The 17586-nt window shown below is 70.6% G+C and carries 17 protein-coding genes; 11 read left to right on the plus strand and 6 right to left on the minus strand.

Annotated features, from left to right (window positions below):
- Nucleotides 1–23: 23 nt before the first annotated feature.
- The 3 genes from I8E28_RS15415 (at nucleotide 24) to I8E28_RS15425 (ending at nucleotide 2206) form a co-directional block, all read left to right on the plus strand.
- Nucleotides 24–1013 (plus strand): Bug family tripartite tricarboxylate transporter substrate binding protein, encoded by a 990-nt coding sequence (locus tag I8E28_RS15415; protein WP_200788948.1) that lies wholly within the window; start codon nucleotides 24–26, stop codon nucleotides 1011–1013.
- 6 nt (nucleotides 1014–1019) lie between these two features.
- Complete coding sequence (locus I8E28_RS15420; RefSeq protein ID WP_200788949.1) at nucleotides 1020–1496, plus strand: MarR family winged helix-turn-helix transcriptional regulator; 477 nt, start codon at nucleotides 1020–1022, stop codon at nucleotides 1494–1496.
- A 119-nt stretch (nucleotides 1497–1615) separates the two neighbouring features.
- On the plus strand, nucleotides 1616–2206 hold the full coding sequence (locus tag I8E28_RS15425) for a peroxidase-related enzyme (RefSeq protein WP_200788950.1): 591 nt from the start codon (nucleotides 1616–1618) through the stop codon (nucleotides 2204–2206).
- A 125-nt stretch (nucleotides 2207–2331) separates the two neighbouring features.
- On the opposite strand, the gene I8E28_RS15430 is transcribed toward I8E28_RS15425, so the two are convergent.
- Nucleotides 2332–3210, minus strand: coding sequence for an N-formylglutamate amidohydrolase (locus I8E28_RS15430; RefSeq protein WP_200788951.1), 879 nt, complete (start codon nucleotides 3208–3210; stop codon nucleotides 2332–2334).
- Between the two features lie 77 nt (nucleotides 3211–3287).
- Here I8E28_RS15430 and I8E28_RS15435 point away from each other — a divergent pair, with 77 nt between their 5' ends.
- From I8E28_RS15435 to I8E28_RS15445, 3 genes are read left to right on the plus strand one after another with little or no spacing between them, the layout of a single operon-like run.
- Entirely contained in the window at nucleotides 3288–4130 is an 843-nt protein-coding gene (locus I8E28_RS15435) for an alpha/beta fold hydrolase (RefSeq protein ID WP_200788952.1), read from the plus strand.
- A gap of 24 nt (nucleotides 4131–4154) precedes the next feature.
- A complete protein-coding gene (locus I8E28_RS15440; protein ID WP_200788953.1) occupies nucleotides 4155–7778 on the plus strand; it encodes a hydantoinase B/oxoprolinase family protein in 3624 nt (1207 codons plus the stop codon).
- 36 nt (nucleotides 7779–7814) lie between these two features.
- The gene (locus tag I8E28_RS15445) at nucleotides 7815–8411 is read left to right on the plus strand and encodes a DUF4019 domain-containing protein (protein ID WP_200788954.1); all 597 of its coding nucleotides are present in this window, start codon (nucleotides 7815–7817) and stop codon (nucleotides 8409–8411) included.
- Between the two features lie 3 nt (nucleotides 8412–8414).
- Here I8E28_RS15445 and I8E28_RS20885 read toward each other — a convergent pair whose 3' ends face one another.
- The 4 genes from I8E28_RS20885 to I8E28_RS15465 form a co-directional block, all read right to left on the minus strand.
- Nucleotides 8415–9107, minus strand: a complete 693-nt coding sequence (locus tag I8E28_RS20885) for a DUF4142 domain-containing protein (protein ID WP_200788955.1) — start codon at nucleotides 9105–9107, stop codon at nucleotides 8415–8417.
- A 334-nt stretch (nucleotides 9108–9441) separates the two neighbouring features.
- Nucleotides 9442–10185, minus strand: coding sequence for a DUF4142 domain-containing protein (locus I8E28_RS15455; RefSeq protein WP_200788956.1), 744 nt, complete (start codon nucleotides 10183–10185; stop codon nucleotides 9442–9444).
- 65 nt (nucleotides 10186–10250) lie between these two features.
- The gene (locus tag I8E28_RS15460; RefSeq protein ID WP_200788957.1) at nucleotides 10251–11495 is read right to left on the minus strand and encodes a hypothetical protein; all 1245 of its coding nucleotides are present in this window, start codon (nucleotides 11493–11495) and stop codon (nucleotides 10251–10253) included.
- Nucleotides 11496–11616: 121 nt separating this feature from the next.
- Entirely contained in the window at nucleotides 11617–12435 is an 819-nt protein-coding gene (locus I8E28_RS15465; RefSeq protein WP_200788958.1) for a ZIP family metal transporter, read from the minus strand.
- 135 nt (nucleotides 12436–12570) lie between these two features.
- Between I8E28_RS15465 and I8E28_RS20970 the strand changes: the two genes are divergently transcribed.
- Nucleotides 12571–12759, plus strand: coding sequence for a 4-oxalocrotonate tautomerase (locus tag I8E28_RS20970; protein ID WP_200788959.1), 189 nt, complete (start codon nucleotides 12571–12573; stop codon nucleotides 12757–12759).
- 120 nt (nucleotides 12760–12879) lie between these two features.
- Here the strand turns inward: I8E28_RS20970 and I8E28_RS15475 are convergent, their stop codons facing one another.
- Entirely contained in the window at nucleotides 12880–13557 is a 678-nt protein-coding gene (locus I8E28_RS15475) for a LuxR C-terminal-related transcriptional regulator (RefSeq protein ID WP_200788960.1), read from the minus strand.
- Nucleotides 13558–13783: 226 nt separating this feature from the next.
- On the opposite strand from I8E28_RS15475, the gene I8E28_RS15480 reads away from it, so the two are divergent.
- The 4 genes from I8E28_RS15480 to I8E28_RS15495 all read left to right on the plus strand — a co-directional run bounded on the left by I8E28_RS15480 (nucleotide 13784) and on the right by I8E28_RS15495 (nucleotide 17582).
- Nucleotides 13784–14071, plus strand: a complete 288-nt coding sequence (locus I8E28_RS15480) for a PilZ domain-containing protein (RefSeq protein WP_200788961.1) — start codon at nucleotides 13784–13786, stop codon at nucleotides 14069–14071.
- Nucleotides 14072–14176: 105 nt separating this feature from the next.
- The gene (locus I8E28_RS15485) at nucleotides 14177–14755 is read left to right on the plus strand and encodes an A24 family peptidase (RefSeq protein ID WP_200788962.1); all 579 of its coding nucleotides are present in this window, start codon (nucleotides 14177–14179) and stop codon (nucleotides 14753–14755) included.
- 27 nt (nucleotides 14756–14782) lie between these two features.
- Entirely contained in the window at nucleotides 14783–15601 is an 819-nt protein-coding gene (gene cpaB / locus I8E28_RS15490) for a Flp pilus assembly protein CpaB (RefSeq protein ID WP_200788963.1), read from the plus strand.
- A 49-nt stretch (nucleotides 15602–15650) separates the two neighbouring features.
- On the plus strand, nucleotides 15651–17582 hold the full coding sequence (locus tag I8E28_RS15495) for a type II and III secretion system protein family protein (RefSeq protein ID WP_239027248.1): 1932 nt from the start codon (nucleotides 15651–15653) through the stop codon (nucleotides 17580–17582).
- The last annotated feature ends 4 nt before the right edge of the window (nucleotides 17583–17586 follow it).

Below are 17586 nucleotides of genomic sequence, written 5' to 3' on the forward strand. Positions count from 1 at the left end.
TTCCCCACGACCAGGAGACATCCATGAGCACCCGTCGACAGTTCGTCCAGTCCTCCGCCGCGTTCGGCCTGCTGGCCGCGGTCGCGCCCGCGTTGCGCGCGCAAGGGTTCGAGCAGGTGAAGATCGTCAACGGCTTCCCCGCGGGCGGCACCGCCGATGCCACCGCGCGCCGCGTCGGCGAGCGCATGGGCGGCACGGCGTACACGAAGAACGCGGCCGTCGTCGAGAACAAGCCGGGCGCTGGCGGCCGCATCGCGTGCGAAGTGGTGAAGGCGTCCAGGCCCGATGGCACGACGCTGCTGCTGACGCCGTACTCGATGATGTCGATCTACCCGCACATCTACACGAAGCTCAGCTACGACCCGGTCAAGGACTTCGCGCCGGTCTCGATCGCCGCGATCATGACCCACGCCCTCAGCGTCGGCCCGATGGTGCCGGCCAGCGTGAAGACGGTGCGCGACTACCTCGCGTGGGCCAAGGCGAATCCGGACAAGGCCAACTACGGCTCGCCCGCCGCGGGCTCGACGCCGCACTTCCTGGGCGCCCTGCTCGGCCTGAACACCGGCACCGACCTGAAGCACGTGCCGTACCGCGGCTCCGCGCCGGCGGTGGCCGACATGATCGGCGGCACGCTCGCCTCGTGCTCCACGCCCACCGGCGATGCGCTGGCGAACCATCGCGCCGGCAAGGTGCGCATCCTCGCCACCTCCGGCGCGCAGCGCACGCCGTTCACGCCCGATGTCGCGACCTACGCGGAGCAAGGCTTCGGCGACCTGACGACCGAGGAATGGTTCGGCTTCTATGCGCCGGCCGGCACGCCCGCCAACGTGATCGCGTCGGCCCACCAGGCGATCGGCCAGGCGCTCAAGGAGAAGAGCGTGGTCGACTCGCTCGCCCTCATGGGCCTGGTGGCGCAGGGCTCCACGCCGCAGGAGATGGCCAAGAGCCAGCACGACGAGATGACGCGCTGGGGCCCGCTGGTCAAGAAGATCGGCTTCACCGCGGATTCCTGATTCGCGATGCCGCGTCCCGCCACGGCTGCCAGGCACGAGCCGCCCGTCGTCGAGCAGGTCGACACGACCTTCCTGGAAGGCCTGCTCGGCTACAACGCGCGCCGCGCGGCGCTGTCCGTCATCGAGGTCTTCCTCGAGCGGATGGACGTCTACAAGCTGCGGCCGGTCGACTTCTCGGTGCTGTCCCTCGTCGTGCACAACCCGGGCATCACCTCCCGGCAGTTGTGCACCACGCTGGGCATCCTGCCGCCCAACCTGGTGAGCCTGGTGGGCGGGCTGGAGAAGCGCGGCCTGATCGAACGCATGCCGCATCCGCGCGATGGCCGCGCCACCGGCCTGCATCCCACGGCCGCGGCCCAGAAGATGATGCGGCAAGCCGAGCGCACAGCCGCCGAGCTGGAAGCGCACGCGGCGCGCCGGCTCTCCCCCAGCGAGCACAAGACGCTGCTGCGGCTGCTGCGCAAGATGTACCGGGACGATTGATTTCCGTCGTCCCCGCGGAGGCGGGGACCCATCGCTTCCGCCGGGGATGAAGCGCCGCAGCGGTGGACTCCCGCCTCCGCGGGAATGACGAATCTGGAGGTGCGGTTATCGTTGCGGCCATGACCACCCGCTACCCCGCCCCCACCCTCGAGCAAGTGCCCGAGGACATCAAGGCCCGCATCCTGGAGGTGCAGGACAAAGCCGGCTTCGTGCCGAACGTGTTCCTCGCGCTGGCGCGCCGGCCGGCCGAATGGCGCGCGTTCTTCGCGTACCACGACGCGCTGATGACGCCCGAGACCGTCGGCCGCGAGAGCGGGCTGACCAAGGGCGAGCGCGAGATGATCGTCACCACGACGAGCGCGGCCAACCAGTGCCTGTACTGCGTCGTGGCGCACGGCGCCATCCTGCGCATCTACGAGAAGAAGCCGCTGGTGGCCGACCAGGTCGCGGTGAACTACCGCAAGGCCGACATCAGCCCGCGGCAGCGCGCGATGCTCGACTTCGCGATGAAGGTTTGCCTGCGCTCGCACGAGGTCGAGGACGCCGACTTCCAGCCGTTGCACGAGCACGGCTTCACCGACGAGGACATCTGGGACATCGCCGCGATCACCGCGTTCTTCGGCCTGTCCAACCGCATCGCGAGCTTCTCCAACATGCAGCCCAACCCCGAGTTCTTCCTGATGGGGCGGGTGCCGAAAGAGAAGAAGTGACGGCCTGAGCGCGTGAGCGCGGTGGCTGTCATCCCGGCGAAAGCCAGGATCCATCGCCGTGCGACCCCGACGATGGATTGCGGGTCAGGCCCGCAATGACAAGCTTCGTGGACCTGGATTGCGGGTCAAGCCCGCAATGACAGCGTTCGGGGGTCCACCTTCAACAGCCACTCGGACATCGCGCGCAGGTCGCCCTGCAGCTTCGTCCATGAGGGCAACAGCTCCAGGCTCTGCTCGTCCATGTACAGCTTGCGGTTGATCTCGACCTGGATGCCGTGCCGGTGGCGCGCCGGGTCGGCGTAGCGGCGGATCAGTTCCACGCCCTTGTAGGGGAAGTTCACCGCGACGTCGTAGCCGCGCTCGCGCAGGAACGCCGCCAGGCGCTCGGTCAGCTGCGGGTCCGCCGTCGAGCCATCGCGGTCACCGAGCACGATGTCGGCATGCGCCACGCCCGGGTGCTCCGTCGCGTACGGCCCGGCCACCGACGGCATCGAGTGGCAGTCCAGGTGGATGCTGTAGCCGTGCCGCGCATGGGCCGCGTCGATCGCGGCCGCCACGGCCTGGTGGTACGGCGTCCAGCAGGTGTCGATGCGCCGCTGCACCTCGGCGGGCGCCAGCAGGCGGTCGTACAGCGGCCGGCCATCGTCGGTGTTCTTCCACACCAGGCCCTTGCCCAGGCGGATCTTGGCCAGCTGCGACGGGTCGGTTTCGATCGGGCCGGTCCAGGGGCCGTCGAGCAGGCTCGGGTCGATGTCGCGCTCGCTGCGGTTGGGGTCCAGGTAGCTGCGCGGGAACAGCGCCTCAATCCAGGCGATGCCCAGGCCGGGCGCGAAGTCGTAGAGCTTCTCGACGTGCGTGTCCTCGGCGCGGCGCAACTCATCGAGCGGGCAATTGCAGCGGAAATCGTCCGGGTAATGCGTACCGCTGTGGGGCGAGTCGAACACCAGCGGCGTGCGGCCGGCGACGGCACGCACGGCGGTGGCGGCGGAGGGCGACGAAGGCATGACGCGACTCTAGCTCCCGCGCAACGCGACCGTGGCGACCGCACCCGTCACGCAGCGTCGACGACCACAATTGGTGCATGCGCACGCGCACGTACGACGTCAACGGGCAGCGTCTCGAGGCGCTGGTGGGCGGTCCGGACAGCGGCGAACTCGTCCTGCTGCTGCACGGTTTTCCCGAATCGGGCGATGCGTGGCGGCGGCAGATCGCGGCACTGGCCGGTGCGGGCTACCACGTGATCGCGCCGCACCAGCGCGGCTACGCGGGCTCGTCCAAGCCGGCCAGCCTGTTCGAGTACCGGCTCGGCCTGCTGGCACGCGACGCGATCGCGCTGGCCGATGCCGTCGGCGCGACGAAGTGGTCCGTGGTCGGCCACGACTGGGGCGCGGCGATCGCGTGGCGGCTCGCAACCACGCATGCAGACCGGCTGCGCCACGTGGTCGTGATGAACGGCCCGCACCCGGGCACGGTGGGCCTGCACGCGCTGCGGCGGCCGACGCAATTGCTGCGCAGCTGGTACATCGGCGCATTCCAGGTGCCCTTCGTGCCGGAACTGCTGCTGCGCGCCGGCGACCACGCGTGGTTGCGGCACGCGTTGACGGCATCGGCCAACACGGGCGCTTTCGACGAGGACCTGCTGCGCACCTACGAAGCGCAGTGGTCGCAACCGGGCGCGCTGGCCTCGATGCTGAACTGGTACCGGGCGATCCCGTGGGAAGCACCGACGCCGGCGCTGCCGATCGACGTCCCCGTGACCGTGCTGTGGGGCGAGCGCGACCGGTTCCTCGACCGCGGGCTCGCGGATGCCGGCTTGGCGCTGTGCCGCCACGGCGAGCTCGTGCCGTTCCCGAACGCCACGCACTGGCTGCACCACGAGGAGCCGGCCGAGGTGAACCGGCGCCTGCTGCAGGCCCTCGCCTGAACAGCGCGCGTTAAAGTCGGCCGCATGGCCGAAGCCCCCTCTTCCTCCCGCTGGCAGTTCTGGATCGACCGCGGCGGCACCTTCACCGACATCGTCGCCAGGAAGCCCGACGGCACGCTGGTCACCCACAAGCTGCTGTCCGAGAACCCCGAGCAGTACCGCGATGCGGCCGTCGCCGGCATCCGCCACCTGCTGGGCCTGCGCGACGGCGAGACGATCCCGTCGCAGCAGGTCGAGTGCGTGAAGATGGGCACCACCGTCGCCACCAACGCGCTGCTCGAACGCAAGGGCGAGCCGACGCTGCTGGTCACGACGCGCGGCTTCCGCGACGCGCTGCGCATCGCGTACCAGAACCGCCCGCGCCTGTTCGACCGCCACATCGTCCTGCCCGAGCTGCTGTACGCACGCGTCGTCGAGGCGCAGGAGCGCATCGGCGCGCACGGTGACGTCGTGCAGCCATTGGACGAGGACGACTTGCGCAAGCAACTCCAGGCCGCCCATGCGGACGGCCTGCGCAGCACGGCCATCGTGTTCATGCACGGCTACCGCTACATCGCGCACGAGGAGGCTGCCGCGCGCATCGCGCGCGAGATCGGCTTCACGCAGGTGAGCGCGTCGCACACGACCAGCCCGATGATGAAATTCGTCAGCCGCGGCGACACGACAGTGGTCGATGCGTACCTGTCGCCGATCCTGCGTCGCTACGTCGACCAGGTCGCGGCGGAAATGCCGGGCGTCCCGCTTTACTTCATGCAGTCGTCCGGCGGCCTGGCCGACGCGCATGCGTTCCAGGGCAAGGACGCGATCCTGTCCGGCCCCGCCGGCGGCATCGTCGGCATGGCCCGCACGGCCCAGTTGGGTGGGCAGGAGAAGGTGATCGGCTTCGACATGGGCGGCACGTCGACCGACGTGTCGCACTTCGCGGGCGAGTTCGAACGCGAGTTCGAGACGCAGGTGGCCGGCGTGCGGATGCGCGCGCCGATGATGAGCATCCACACCGTCGCGGCCGGCGGCGGCTCGATCCTGGAGTTCGACGGTTCGCGCTTCCGCGTCGGGCCGCAGAGCGCCGGCGCCAACCCGGGACCCGCGTGTTACCGGCGCGGCGGCCCGCTCGCGGTCACCGACGCGAACCTGGTGCTCGGCAAGATCCAGCCGCACCACTTCCCGAAAGTGTTCGGCCCGCGTGGCGACGAGGCGCTGAGCCTGGAAGCGGCGGCAACGAAGTTCGACGAGATCGCGCAGCGCACCGGCCGCTCGCGCGAGGACGTCGCCGAAGGCTTTATCGCCATCGCCGTGCAGCAGATGGCCAACGCCATCAAGAAGATCTCGGTCGCGCGCGGCTACGACGTCACCCGCTACACGCTGCAGTGCTTCGGCGGCGCCGGCGGCCAGCACGCCTGCCTGGTGGCGGATGCGCTGGGCATGTCGCGCGTGTTCGTGCACCCGCTGGCCGGCGTGCTGTCCGCGTACGGCATGGGGCTGGCGGACCAGAACGTGATCCGCGAGCAGGCGGTGGAGTTGCCGCTGGCCGGCGACTCGCTGGGCAGCGTCGCGGGCAAGCTCGACGCGCTGGCCGATGCCGCGCGCGCCGAACTGGCGGCGCAACACGGCGACGGCCATGGCATCACCGTCAACCGGCGAGTGCATGTGCGCTACGAAGGCACGGACTCCGCGCTGGTCGTGCCCTTCGGCGACGCGAGCGAGATCACCGCCGCCTTCGAATCGGCGTACCGGCGCCGGTTCGCGTTCCTGATGCAGGGCAAGCGTCTCATCGTCGAGGCGGTGTCGGTCGAAGCCGTGCTGCCCGGAGACGCACCGCAGGAGCAGCGCCATGCATTGCAGCCGCCGCGCGACGTGCCGCGGCGCGAGACGGTGCGGATGCATTCCGGCGAGGGCTGGCACGAAGCCGCGCTGGTCGTGCGCGAAGACATGCGGCCGGGCGACAGCCTGGACGGGCCGGCGATCATCGCGGAGAAGAACGCGACGACCGTCGTCGAGCCGGGCTGGTCCGCGCGCCTGACCGAGCTGGACCACCTGGTGCTCGAGCGCAAGGTGCCGCGCGAAGCGCGCTACGCCGCCGGCACCCACGTCGACCCGGTGCTGCTGGAGGTGTTCAACAACCTGTTCATGAACATCGCCGAGCAGATGGGGCTGCAGCTGCAGAACACCGCCTACTCGGTGAACATCAAGGAGCGGCTGGATTTTTCGTGCGCGCTGTTCGACGCCGAAGGCAACCTGATCGCCAACGCGCCGCACATGCCGGTGCACCTGGGGTCCATGGGCGAAAGCATCAAGACCGTGATCCGCGAGAACGCGGGAACGATGCAGCCGGGGGACGTGTACGTGCTCAACGACCCGTACCACGGGGGCACGCACTTGCCGGACATCACGGTGATCACGCCGGTGTACCTGGACGCCGAGGAACGGCCCACCTTCTACGTCGGCTCGCGCGGCCACCACGCCGACATCGGTGGCACCACGCCCGGCTCCATGCCGCCGTTCTCCACCCGCATCGAGGAAGAAGGCGTGCAGCTGGACAACGTCAAGCTGGTCGACCGCGGCACGCTGCGCGAGAAGGAGATCCTGGAGCTGCTCGCGTCCGGCAAATACCCCAGCCGCAACCCGCAGCAGAACCTGGCCGACCTGAAGGCGCAGATCGCCGCCAACGAGAAGGGCGTGCAGGAACTGCGGCGCATGGTCGGCCAGTTCGGGCTGGACGTCGTGCAGGCCTACATGCGCCACGTGCAGGACAACGCGGAGGAATCGGTGCGTCGCGTGATCACGCGGCTGAAGGACGGCGAGTTCACGCTGCCGCTGGACAACGGCGCGCGGATCCACGTCGCGATCCGCGTGGACACCCAGGAGCGCAGCGCGACGATCGACTTCACCGGCACCTCGCCGCAGCAGCAGAACAACTTCAACGCGCCGACCGCGGTCTGCATGGCGGCGGTGCTGTACGTGTTCCGCACGCTGGTCGATGACGACATCCCGCTGAACGCCGGCTGCCTGAAGCCGCTGAAGGTGATCATCCCGCCCGGCTCGATGCTCAACCCGAACCCGCCGGCCTCGGTGGTGGCGGGCAACGTCGAGACCTCGACCTGCATCACCAACACGCTGTTCGGCGCGCTGGGCGTGATGGCCGCCGGCCAGTGCACGATGAACAACTTCACCTTCGGCAACGCCCGCCACCAGTACTACGAGACGATCTCCGGCGGCTCCGGCGCGGGCGGCGTGTACGACCCGGGCGGTGCGCTGGTGGACGGCTTCGACGGCACCAGCGTGGTCCAGACGCACATGACCAACTCCCGGCTCACCGACCCCGAAGTGCTGGAGTTCCGCTTCCCGGTCAGGCTGGAGAGCTACGCGATTCGCGCCGGCTCGGGTGGCGCGGGCCGCTGGCACGGCGGCGACGGCGGCGTGCGCCGCGTGCGGTTCCTCGAGCCGATGACCGCCAGCATCCTGTCCAACGGCCGCCACCACGGCGCGTTCGGCATGGCCGGCGGCCAGCCGGGCCAGGTCGGCATCAACCGCGTCGTGCGCGCGGACGGGAGCGTCGAGCCGCTGGACCACATCGGTTCGGCCGAGATGCAACCCGGCGACGTGTTCGAGATCCACACGCCCGGTGGCGGCGGTTTCGGCCAAGGCTGAGCGGGGCCGGGAACCGCGCCCGCTAGACTCGGTCGGATGCAAGTGATCCGTCGTTCCTGGCTCCGCGGTCCCGTCGCCGCCCTCGCCCTGCTGCTCGCCGCCGGCGCGCATGCGCAGGCCAAGCTGCCCCGCGCTGCGGCCAGCGCCCCGTCCGGCTTGACCGCCATGTCGGGCACGGGCCTGCGCCCCAGCATCCAGGTCGCCCCCGCGACGGCCGAACCGGCGCCCGCCCCTGCGGCGGCGCCCGCGGCCGCGGCCAGCGCCGCGGCGCAGGCCGCGGCGACGTCGGAGCAGGAGGCCCTGGCCAGCGCCGCCGCTGCTGGCTGGCTCACGCTGCTGGACCGGCGCGACTGGGGGCGTGCCTGGGAAACGTCGGCCAGCATGTTCCGCAACGCGGTGCCGCTGGACAAGTGGATGGACGGCATCCCGAAGGTGCGCGGCGACGTCGGCACGATGGTCGAGCGCACGCCCAGCAACGTGGTGTCGAAGACCGAGCTGCCCGGCAAGCCCAAGGGCGAGTACGTCACCGTGCTGTTCGTCACCCGCTTCGACAACCGGGCGGTGGAGGAAGTGGTGACCACCGTCCACGAGCCGGACGGCCGCTGGCGCGTCGCCGGCTACTCGGCGCGCTGACGCTCAGCGCCGCGCGACCGCTTCGGTCCGCTTCACGGGCCCCAGCCGGTCACCCATCGCGAGCTGCTCGCGCAGCAGCGGCAGCTGGCGTTCGATCCACGCGCGCAGCACCGGGTCGGTGATGGCGTGAAGCGCGCGCTCGTACTGCTCCACCTCGTCACGGGCCTGGCGCGGCAGCACGAGGTCGAGGTACTCACGGTCGAACTTCGCGCCGCTCGCCTTGGCCAGCCGCTGAAGCGCCTTGCGCTGGCCGATGTCCATCAGCGGCGGTGCCATCTCGCGCGAGTGCAGCAGCCGCAGCAACTCGGGCTCGGCGGCCTGGTGCGCCTGCAGCAGGTCGATGGCGAACGAACGCACCGCGGGCGCATTTGCACGCACGATGGCCATCCGGCTGGCTTCGGCTTCGATGGTGGCCGCGAGCGCCACGCTGCGCAGGAACACGCGCGCCGCGCGCTCTTCCGGCGGCAGGCGCGACGCGCTGGCCGCCGCTTCGGGCGCATAGGAGATCACGGGGACGCGGCGCACCGCCGGCACCGACGCGGCCGCCAGGGCGCGGCCTGCGACGGCCGGCTTGGGCGGATCGGCCAGCGGCGCGACCGGCTCCGGCGCGGGCTCCTGTGCGCGAACCGCACGCGCCACCAGCAAGGCCCCGACCGCGAGACCCGCCACCACCACGCCCACTGCACGCTTGCCCACGACCTGCTCCTGCCACTTGCGACTGCCGCACCGCCATTGTTGGACGGCACGGCTGACCTTGTGCGTTCGGGGGATTGGCGGGCGTGACCCTTCACGCTGTCGCGTTGCTGGGATGCTGCGCGCATCACGTGTGGAGCGCTGCGCGCGGCTCAACGCAGAGGACGCAGAGAAAACACGGAGGACGAGTTTGTCATTGCGGGCTTGACCCGCAATCCATGCTCGATCCGGCATGGATTCCGGCTTGCGCCGGAATGACAAATCACTTCCTGGTCATGGATGGATCCCGGCGTTCGCCGGGATGACACGCGCTGCGCGGCTCCGCCGCGCTCGCATCTCAACTGCCCGACTTGTTCGCGCCGTTCCCGCCGCCGGTCTTGGTCGACGCGCCGCTGTGGTTGCCGGTGTCGTGCGCCTTGCCGGCGCCCATGGCGGCGTTGTCGCCGCCGGCCTTCAGCTTCTGGGCGGCGGCCAGGTGCTCCTTCAGCTGGGGCAGCGTCTTGGTCGCCCAGGCCTTCAGCTCGGGATCCTTCAGGTCCTTGCTGGCCTTCTCGAACTCCTTGATGTCCTTCTCGTGGGCCTTGATGCCGACGTTCTGGACGTAGTCCTTGTCGAACTCCTGGCCGTTCTTCTTGCCCAGCTTGTCGATCTCGTTGCGCATGGCGCGCGGCGGCGCGGCGGGCAGTTCGACGCCCTTGGCGTTGGCCAGCTGCACGAGTTCGTCGTTGGCCTTGGTGTGGTGGTCGACCAGCATGCCGGCGAAGCTCTTGACGTCCGGGCTGCCGGCGCGCGAGGTCGCCAGCTGCGACACCTGGACCTCGAACATGCCGCTGCCGGCGGCCTTCTCGACGAACTTGCGGTCGCTGCTGGCCAGCTTGTCGTCCTTCCTGGTCTCGCGCTGCTGCGTGCCTTCGCCCTTCTGGGCGGCGGGCGCCGAGCGGCCGCCGGTCATCGAGCTGCCGGCGCCGCCGCTGCCGGACGACTGGGCCTGCGGCGCCGCGGGCTGCGATTGCGCCTGGGCGGCGCCGACGGACAGGGCCATCGCGATGGCGACGGCGGAGAGGGGGTGGTGGATGCGCATGGAGAAGCTCCCTTGGTTGTGGATGGCGGTGGTTCCACCGCCGGTCTGGAATCGGTTGTCGTTCGTCACTTGCGGCCGCCCGCGCCCGGCGTGCCCGGGTTGCTGCTGCCGCTGGCGGTGCTGGCGCCGGGTTGTGATTGCTGGCCCGTCGATGCGGACGACGATCCGCTCATCGTGCTGCCCGCCGAGCCCGTGCCGCTGGAGCCGCGCAGGTCGCCGCCGCCCGAGCCGCCGGCCCCACTGGCCCCGCTGCCCTGGTGCGAGGTCGCGCCGCCGTGCTGCTGCGAGCCGCCGCCGTAGCCCTGGCCCTGCTGCGAGCCCGTCGCGCCGCCGGTGGGCCCGAAGTTGCCGCCGGTGGAACCGCGCTCCGGCACGCCGGTGTTCTGCCCTTGACCGCCGCTGCGGCTGGCACGCCAGCTGTTGAATTCGTCGGAGAACTTGCGGTACCGGTCCTGGCGCCACGTGTGGTAATCGTTGTCGAGGTTGCGGATCTGCTCCTCGCGCCACTGGTGGTAGTCCGGGTCGTGGTGGTGCTGCTGCATCGGGTCGTAGCCCTGCGCGCCACCGCGCTGGTACGGCTGCTGGCCGGCCTGCCAGCCGGTGCCCTGCGGGTAGCCGCCCTGGAAGTGCTGGCCGCCCATCTCGCCCTGGCCCCAGTGGCCTTGCGAGTGCATGCCCTGCTGGTGCTGTGGCCCAGCCGACTGGCCTTGCTGGCCGCCCCACTGCCCGCCCTGGCTGCCGTAGCCGCCCTGGCCGTAGCTGCTGCCGGTGCCACCCTGCCCGTACTGCGCGCCCATGCCCCCGTAAGGCTGGCCGTACTGCTGCCCGTAGCCCTGCTCGTGGCGCATGCCTTCTTCGTGGCCCGGGCGCCCCTGCTGGTGCTGCTGCGCCGGACCCCAGCCGCCGCCACCGCTCTGGCCGCCCATGTAGCCACCCTGGCCACCATAGCCACCTTGCCCGCCGTAGCCGCCCTGGCCGCCGTAACCGCCTTGTCCACCGCGGCCCCAACCACCGCTGAACTCGCCACCGTACTCGGCGCCGCCTCGCGCGTAGCCGTGCTGGCCGCCCGCGCCGCCTTCGCGCGCCGGGCCGTGCTGCTCACCGCCGTAGCCGCCGTAGCCGCCCGACTGCTGGGAGCCCATGTCGCCGTAGCCGCGTGCGGACTCCCAGCCACCGCCCTGGTTGCCCTGGCCGCCCTGCCCGCGCTGCGCGCCGCCGCGGCCTTCGTCGCGTTGCGAGTTGCGGTTGTCGTCCTGCTGCTGCCAGCGCCCCTGGCGGCGCTCGGCGTCGTCCCAGTCCCGTGATGCCATGTCGGTTCTCCTGTCGTGCGTGCGGGCGCGATGGCGCCACGCCCCAATGGACGACAGTAGGACCGTGCCGTCCCGACGGGTGTCGGACGGCGGACCGAAAGCTGTAGGAAGCGGTGGGCGCTCAGTGCGCGTGCACGAGCTGGCCCACGAGGGCGACCAGCACGATGCCGCCGCCGAGCCACAGCACTTGCGTGATCGTCTCGCGCGCACCGAGGCGCCGCTGCAGTTGCGGCACCAGGTCCGCGAGCGCCACGTAGATGAAGCTGCTGGCGGCGACGACGAGCAGGTACGGCAGCAGGCCGTCGAGGCGGCCGACGAGCCACCAGCCGACGAGGCCGCCCAGCGGCGTCACGGCACCGGCGAGCGAGACCTTCACCAGCGCCGAACGGCCGGTGCTCTGGCGCACGACGGCGAGGTCGCCGATGTGGTGCGGCACCTCGTGCGCGAGGACGGCGACGGCGGCCACCAGGCCCAGCCGCAGGTCCGCCATGCAAGCCGACGCGATCAGGACGCCGTCGCCGAAGCAATGCACGCTGTCGCCCGCCAGCACGGCCCAGCCGCCGGAGCGCGGCGCCGCGTGGCCGTGGCGCGCGCCCTCGTGGTCGTGCGCGTGGTGGTGCGCATGGTCATGGTCATGGCCGTGGTGGTGCTCATGCCCGTGGTGCCAGAGCTCGGCCTTGTCCAGCAGGAAGAAGAACACGACGCCCACCAGCAGCGTGGCGAACAGTGGCTGCGCGCCCGTGCCGTGCTCGAACGCCTCCGGCAGCAGGTGCATGAACGCGGTCGCGAGCAAGGCGCCGGCCGCCAGGCTGAGCAGGTGCTGCGCCCCGCTGTCCTGCGCGTGCGCGAGATCGGCGGGCAGGCGCATGAGGCCGGCGGCGATCCACACGCTGCCGATGCCGGCGGCCAGGGTGGCGAGCAGGATGGCCAGCAGCGTCATGCGCGCGCGCCCTCCGGCCACGCCGGCAGATCGGTCCTCGGTTCCTCGCGCGCCACGCTCTCCTCCTGGGTCAACGGCAGGCGCGACTATACGGGCCGCTACGATCGCCACTTTGCCACGAGAAGGAGAATCCCCATGCCCACGCTGCGCGTCGAACTGCTGGAAGGCCGCACCCTCGAACAGAAGAAGGCGCTGGTGCAGGCGCTGACGCAGGCCGTGGTCGACACCCTGGGCAGCAAGCCCGAGGCGGTCGACATCCTGCTGTTCGACATCAAGCGCCACGACTGGGCCACCGGCGGTGTCCAGTGGTCGGAGCGGAAATAGGTTCTTCCGTCATCCCCGCGAAGGCGGGGATCCATCGCTTCCATTGAACGCGACGGCAGGACGCGGAAGCGGTGGATTCCCGCCTCCGCGGCAATGACGACCACTCCGCTTGTGCGCAGCTCAGTGCTGGTTCAGCCCGTGCCGGGTGGCGTACGCGTACAGGTCGACGCGGTTGCACAGCCCCAGCTTGCCGTAGATCGAGCTCAGGTGGTTGCGCAGCGTGTGCTCGCTGATCGACAGCCGCCGCGCGATCGTCTTGCCCGGTGCCGACGCGTCGCTGGTGACGGCGGCGATCAGCTGGCGCTCGCGCGTCGTGAGGGTCGCCATCTTGATCTGCTCGGGGTCGTTGGCATGCCGCGTGTTGCGCCGGGCCAGCTCCATGAAGATGCGGCCGGCCGCGCCGCGGTCGATCCACAGCTCGCCCGCCTGCACGCGCTCGATCGCCTTGAGCAGCGCCCCGGGCGGGTCGCTCTTGCGCACGATGCCGCGCACGCCGGCGACGACCGCCTGGTCCAGCATCGCGGTGTCGCTCGATGAGGTGAGCGCGACGAAGGACGCGGAACTCATCGCCTTCAACTCCGCCAGCGCTTCGTTGCCGTAGCCGGCGTCGAGGTCCAGCGCGACGACGTCCGGCTTCTGCCGTCGCAACAGGTCTTCCGCCTCTTCGCGTCCGCACGCGACGCCTGCGACCTCGAATTGCGGCCGGCCCGACTGGATCAACCGTTCCAATCCCCACGCGAGCATCGCGGGGGCGACGACCATCACCTGAATCACATGCAAGCTGGAATCGATGTGCATGGCTGTCTCGTGCGTTGAAGTCGGAGCCATCCTACGAACAACATCGGCTTTCGCGTAACCCATTTGCATTGCGTTGCAGACGTAGCGCATGCGAAATGTTGCTGTCGAGATGCGCCGCGCATGACAAACCGCTGCGCCACGGATGCGCAGGGGCAGGACATTTCGCTGGCCCGCGGCGTGGGAACCGCCCATGACCGGCGCAGGTCCACCATCAACAATCCGGATGATGGCCACAGAGCGCCGACTCACCCCCCGCGAGGCGATCCAGCTGCCGGTCGTCCTGGCCGATGGCACGCCCGCGCAGACCCGTGACGTGAGCCGGGGCGGCCTGTACCTCATCGTGCCGGCAGGCACCCCGTTCGATGACTGGGTGCGGCTCGAATTCGCCGTGCCGCCCGTCGGCCTGAAGTTCACCGCCGCCGGCGAGGTGGTACGCGTCGAGCGCGCCATCGACCCGGACACCGACGGCGTCGCGCTGCGCCTCCACCACGCCCGCCTGTCCGAACTGGACTGAGCACCTGCCGAGCGCGGGGCACCTGTACCACCCGTCCCGGGACATGGAAGCCATGCGGCGGCTAGGGCCGCTGCCTAGAGTGGGTCGCAACGAAAGACCCACCCGATGGACGAACTCCGAGCTTTCCTGGACTTGCTGGCGATGCTGGTGCTGGACCCGCGCACGGGGTTGCTGATTGCGCTTCTCGTGGCGGCGGCGGTGATCGACGTGCGCACGATGCGGATCCCGAACTGGTTGACGGTCAGCGGGATGGTCTGCGGGTTGCTGGTGAGCGCGAGCATCGCGCCGCGAATCACGCAAGGGGTGGGCGATTCGGTCGTCGGCGCGCTTGTCGGCCTGGTGCTCCTGCTGCCGCTCTGGTTGGTTCGCGTGCTGGGCGCTGGCGACGTCAAGTTGATGGCCGCTGTCGGCGCGTTCCTGGGTCCGCTGCCGACGCTGCATGCGCTCGCCTATGTCGCGATGGCGGGCGGCGTTGCCGCATTGCTGGTCGCGGCCTGGCAAGGCTCGCTCGGGCGGCTCCTGCAGAACGTGTACTTCATCGTCGGCGTGCTTCGGACGCCGGCCGGCACCGTGCGCCAGCCCCTGGCATCGCCGGCCGCCTCCGTGGGCAAGCTGCCCTACGGGCTGTGCATCTGCATCGGCACCTCCGCCTTCCTGCTCGCCCGCCAGTTCGGCCTGACCTGAGATCCCCTTCACCTCCAGGAGCGTCCCATGCGAAATGCCAAAGCCCTCGTCCTGCTGGTCCTGGCCGTCCTGTTCGGGCTGGGCGCCGCGCTCTACGCCGCGCGCTGGGTCGCGCAGCGCGGGAACCTCTCGTCCAAGGTCGCGGTCGCCGCGGTCGACATCGAGCTGGGCAGCCGGATCAACTCGCAGATGGTCAACCTGGTCGACTGGCCGAGCGGCTCGATGCCGCCCGGCGCGTTCAGCGACCTGAAGGCGCTCGAGGACCGCGTCGTCAAGGTTGGCGTGCTCCGCGGTGACGCGATCGTCGAACGCAAGTTGGCGCCGGTCGGCACGAAGGGCGGGCTCTCGGCCGTCATCGCGGAGGGGAAGCGGGCCATGACGGTGCGGGTCAATGACGTGGTGGGCGTCGCCGGCTTCGCGCTGCCGGGCAACTACGTCGACGTGATGGTCAACATGCAGCAGGAGCACGCCAGCAACCGGCAGGACTCGATCAGCCGGCTGGTCCTGGAGAAGGTGCTGGTCCTCGCCGTCGCGCAAGAGGCGAGCCGCGACGACCTGAAGCCCAAGGTCGTGAATGCCGTCACGCTCGAGCTGAGCCCGGCTGATGCGGAGAAGCTGGACCTGGCGCGCAGCGTCGGCACGCTGTCGCTCGTCCTGCGCAACCAGCTCGATGGCGCGAAGCTGGCCACCGCCGGTGTCACGCGCGCGCAGCTCCTCGGCATGAAGGAAGTCGTCGCCAAGGCGCCGCCCGCCCCGGCCCCGCGTCCGCGGCCGGCGCCGGCGCCGGCGCCACGCGATTGCGTCGAGGTGATCCGCAACGCGGCGAGCGCCACGCAGTGCTTCTAGGCCTGCGCACGGATCGCAACAACACGAACACACGCTCAGGGAGATCCACATGCGCTACGCACCTCCGGCCTTGCTGGCCGCAACGCTCGCCGCCGGCTTCGCTCCGGCCCAGGCCGAGGCCCCCACGGACGGTGGTCGGCAGCCCCCGTTCATCCGCCGCGCGACGGCTGGGCCGGTACTGGAACCGGAGCGACCCAAGGCGGCGGACGTCGTGCTGGTGGCCGCGGGTCCTGCCCAGGTGGAAGCAGCCGCACCGCCGGCGGCTCCGGACGTCGCGCAGTCCAGGCAGGGTGCGCAGCAAGAAAAACTCCGGCCGGTGGTGGTGGCCCAGGCAGACACCGCCGAGCGTCCCGCCGCGCGCGCGGCGCCCGCCCGCGCCGCGCGGACCAATGCAGGCGCGGGTGACGCGAGGGTGCGCCCCTGCACCAACGTCGTCGTGGACCCACCGATGTCGCTGATGCTGGGCAAGTCGCAAGTGGTGCGCCTTCCCTTCCCGGTGGCGCGGCTGATCGTCGGCGGCACCGCGGGCAGCCGTGCAGGTCGGCCTGATGGCGCGCCCACCCGGCCGGGCACCGCGGGCCCTGGCGCGCCGGCACCCGGCGCACCGGCCCCCGGCGCACCGGCGCAAGGCTCGCAGACGGGTGGCGGATCCGACGGCGTCGCCGAATCGGACGTCACGCTCCTCAGCCCCACCGAGTTGTTCTTCCTCGGCCGCCGCACCGGCTCGATGAACGTGATCCTCCAGGCCAACGACGGCCGCTGCATCGTGAAGGACCTGGTCGTCACGATCGACCCCGGCACGCTGCAGGCGAAGTTGTCCGAGCTGATGCCAGAGGAGTCGGGCGTGAAAGTCCGCGGCGCCGACAACGCGATCGTGCTGACCGGAGCCGTGAGCGACGCCATCAAGCTTGAGCACGTGCTGAGCCTCGCGGGCGCCTACGGCGACGGCAAGAAGGTCGTGAACATGATGCGCGTCACGGCGCCGCAGCAGGTGATGCTCGAGGTGAAGATCGCCGAAGTCAGCAAGACCCTGCTGAGCCGTTTCGGGCTCGATTTCACGCGGGCCGTGCGTTCGCAGGACGGCAGCATCAGCCTGCTGTCCGGGATCATCGGCGGGGCCCCGGGCCTCGCAGCCCGTTTCGGCGGGGCCTTGGCCGCGACCGCGATCGGCGGCACGGCGACCGCTGGCGCGGCCAACTCGGCGGGATCGGCAACCGCGACGGCGGGTGGCATCGCCATCGACTCGGACGGCCTCATCTCCTTCAAGCCCTCCACGATCAGCAAGAACGCCTCCGTCACCGGGTTCGACGCGGTCAAGAACGACGGGATCGTGCGCGTGCTGGCGGAGCCGAACATCATGGCCATCAGCGGGCAGCCGGCCAGCTTCCTCTCCGGCGGCCGCATCTTCATCCCCGTCGCGCAGTCGACGGGCGCGAACGGCGCGCCCGTGATCACGCTGGAGGAGAAGAACTTCGGGGTGAGCCTGCGCTTCACGCCGACCGTGCTGGACGGCCGCATCAACCTGAAGGTCGTCTCCGAGGTGTCCGAGCTGTCCCAGACCGGCAGCCCGTTCACGACGGTGGGCGGAGTGACTTCCGTGCTGCCCAGCCTCACCGCACGGCAGGTCGACACCACCGTGCAGCTCGCCGACGGCCAGAGCTTCGCGGTCGCGGGCCTGATCAAGAACAACATGACCGCGGCACTGGACAAATTCCCCGGTCTGGGCGAAGCGCCGGTCGTGGGCGCGCTGTTCCGCTCGACGGAGTTCCAGACCGACCAGACCGAGCTGATGTTCGTCGTCACGCCGCACCTGGTGAAGCCGCTGACCGCGCCGGTCGCCCTGCCGACCGACAACCACGTGGCGCCGACCTACGGCGACGCGGTCTGGAATGGCTCCGGCGAAGGCAAGGCCCCGGCGCCCGCGCCGCAACCCGTCGCCCCGCAGCCGCCCGCAGCCGCGCCCGCGCCCACCCGTCCTTGAACTG

It is taken from the genome of Ramlibacter algicola, assembly GCF_016641735.1.
Taxonomy (GTDB): Bacteria; Pseudomonadota; Gammaproteobacteria; order Burkholderiales; family Burkholderiaceae_C; genus Ramlibacter; species Ramlibacter algicola.

Bases quoted from the DNA above. Each gene is read 5' to 3' on its own strand.
- I8E28_RS15415 (WP_200788948.1), top strand. From the start codon at position 24: ATGAGCACCCGTCGACAGTTCGTCCAGTCCTCCGCCGCGTTCGGCCTG.
- I8E28_RS15420 (WP_200788949.1), top strand. From the start codon at position 1,020: ATGCCGCGTCCCGCCACGGCTGCCAGGCACGAGCCGCCCGTCGTCGAG.
- I8E28_RS15425 (WP_200788950.1), top strand. From the start codon at position 1,616: ATGACCACCCGCTACCCCGCCCCCACCCTCGAGCAAGTGCCCGAGGAC.
- I8E28_RS15430 (WP_200788951.1), bottom strand. From the start codon at position 3,210: ATGCCTTCGTCGCCCTCCGCCGCCACCGCCGTGCGTGCCGTCGCCGGC.
- I8E28_RS15435 (WP_200788952.1), top strand. From the start codon at position 3,288: ATGCGCACGCGCACGTACGACGTCAACGGGCAGCGTCTCGAGGCGCTG.
- I8E28_RS15440 (WP_200788953.1), top strand. From the start codon at position 4,155: ATGGCCGAAGCCCCCTCTTCCTCCCGCTGGCAGTTCTGGATCGACCGC.
- I8E28_RS15445 (WP_200788954.1), top strand. From the start codon at position 7,815: ATGCAAGTGATCCGTCGTTCCTGGCTCCGCGGTCCCGTCGCCGCCCTC.
- I8E28_RS15455 (WP_200788956.1), bottom strand. From the start codon at position 10,185: ATGCGCATCCACCACCCCCTCTCCGCCGTCGCCATCGCGATGGCCCTG.
- I8E28_RS15460 (WP_200788957.1), bottom strand. From the start codon at position 11,495: ATGGCATCACGGGACTGGGACGACGCCGAGCGCCGCCAGGGGCGCTGG.
- I8E28_RS15465 (WP_200788958.1), bottom strand. From the start codon at position 12,435: ATGACGCTGCTGGCCATCCTGCTCGCCACCCTGGCCGCCGGCATCGGC.
- I8E28_RS20970 (WP_200788959.1), top strand. From the start codon at position 12,571: ATGCCCACGCTGCGCGTCGAACTGCTGGAAGGCCGCACCCTCGAACAG.
- I8E28_RS15475 (WP_200788960.1), bottom strand. From the start codon at position 13,557: ATGCACATCGATTCCAGCTTGCATGTGATTCAGGTGATGGTCGTCGCC.
- I8E28_RS15480 (WP_200788961.1), top strand. From the start codon at position 13,784: ATGGCCACAGAGCGCCGACTCACCCCCCGCGAGGCGATCCAGCTGCCG.
- I8E28_RS15485 (WP_200788962.1), top strand. From the start codon at position 14,177: ATGGACGAACTCCGAGCTTTCCTGGACTTGCTGGCGATGCTGGTGCTG.
- cpaB (WP_200788963.1), top strand. From the start codon at position 14,783: ATGCGAAATGCCAAAGCCCTCGTCCTGCTGGTCCTGGCCGTCCTGTTC.
- I8E28_RS15495 (WP_239027248.1), top strand. From the start codon at position 15,651: ATGCGCTACGCACCTCCGGCCTTGCTGGCCGCAACGCTCGCCGCCGGC.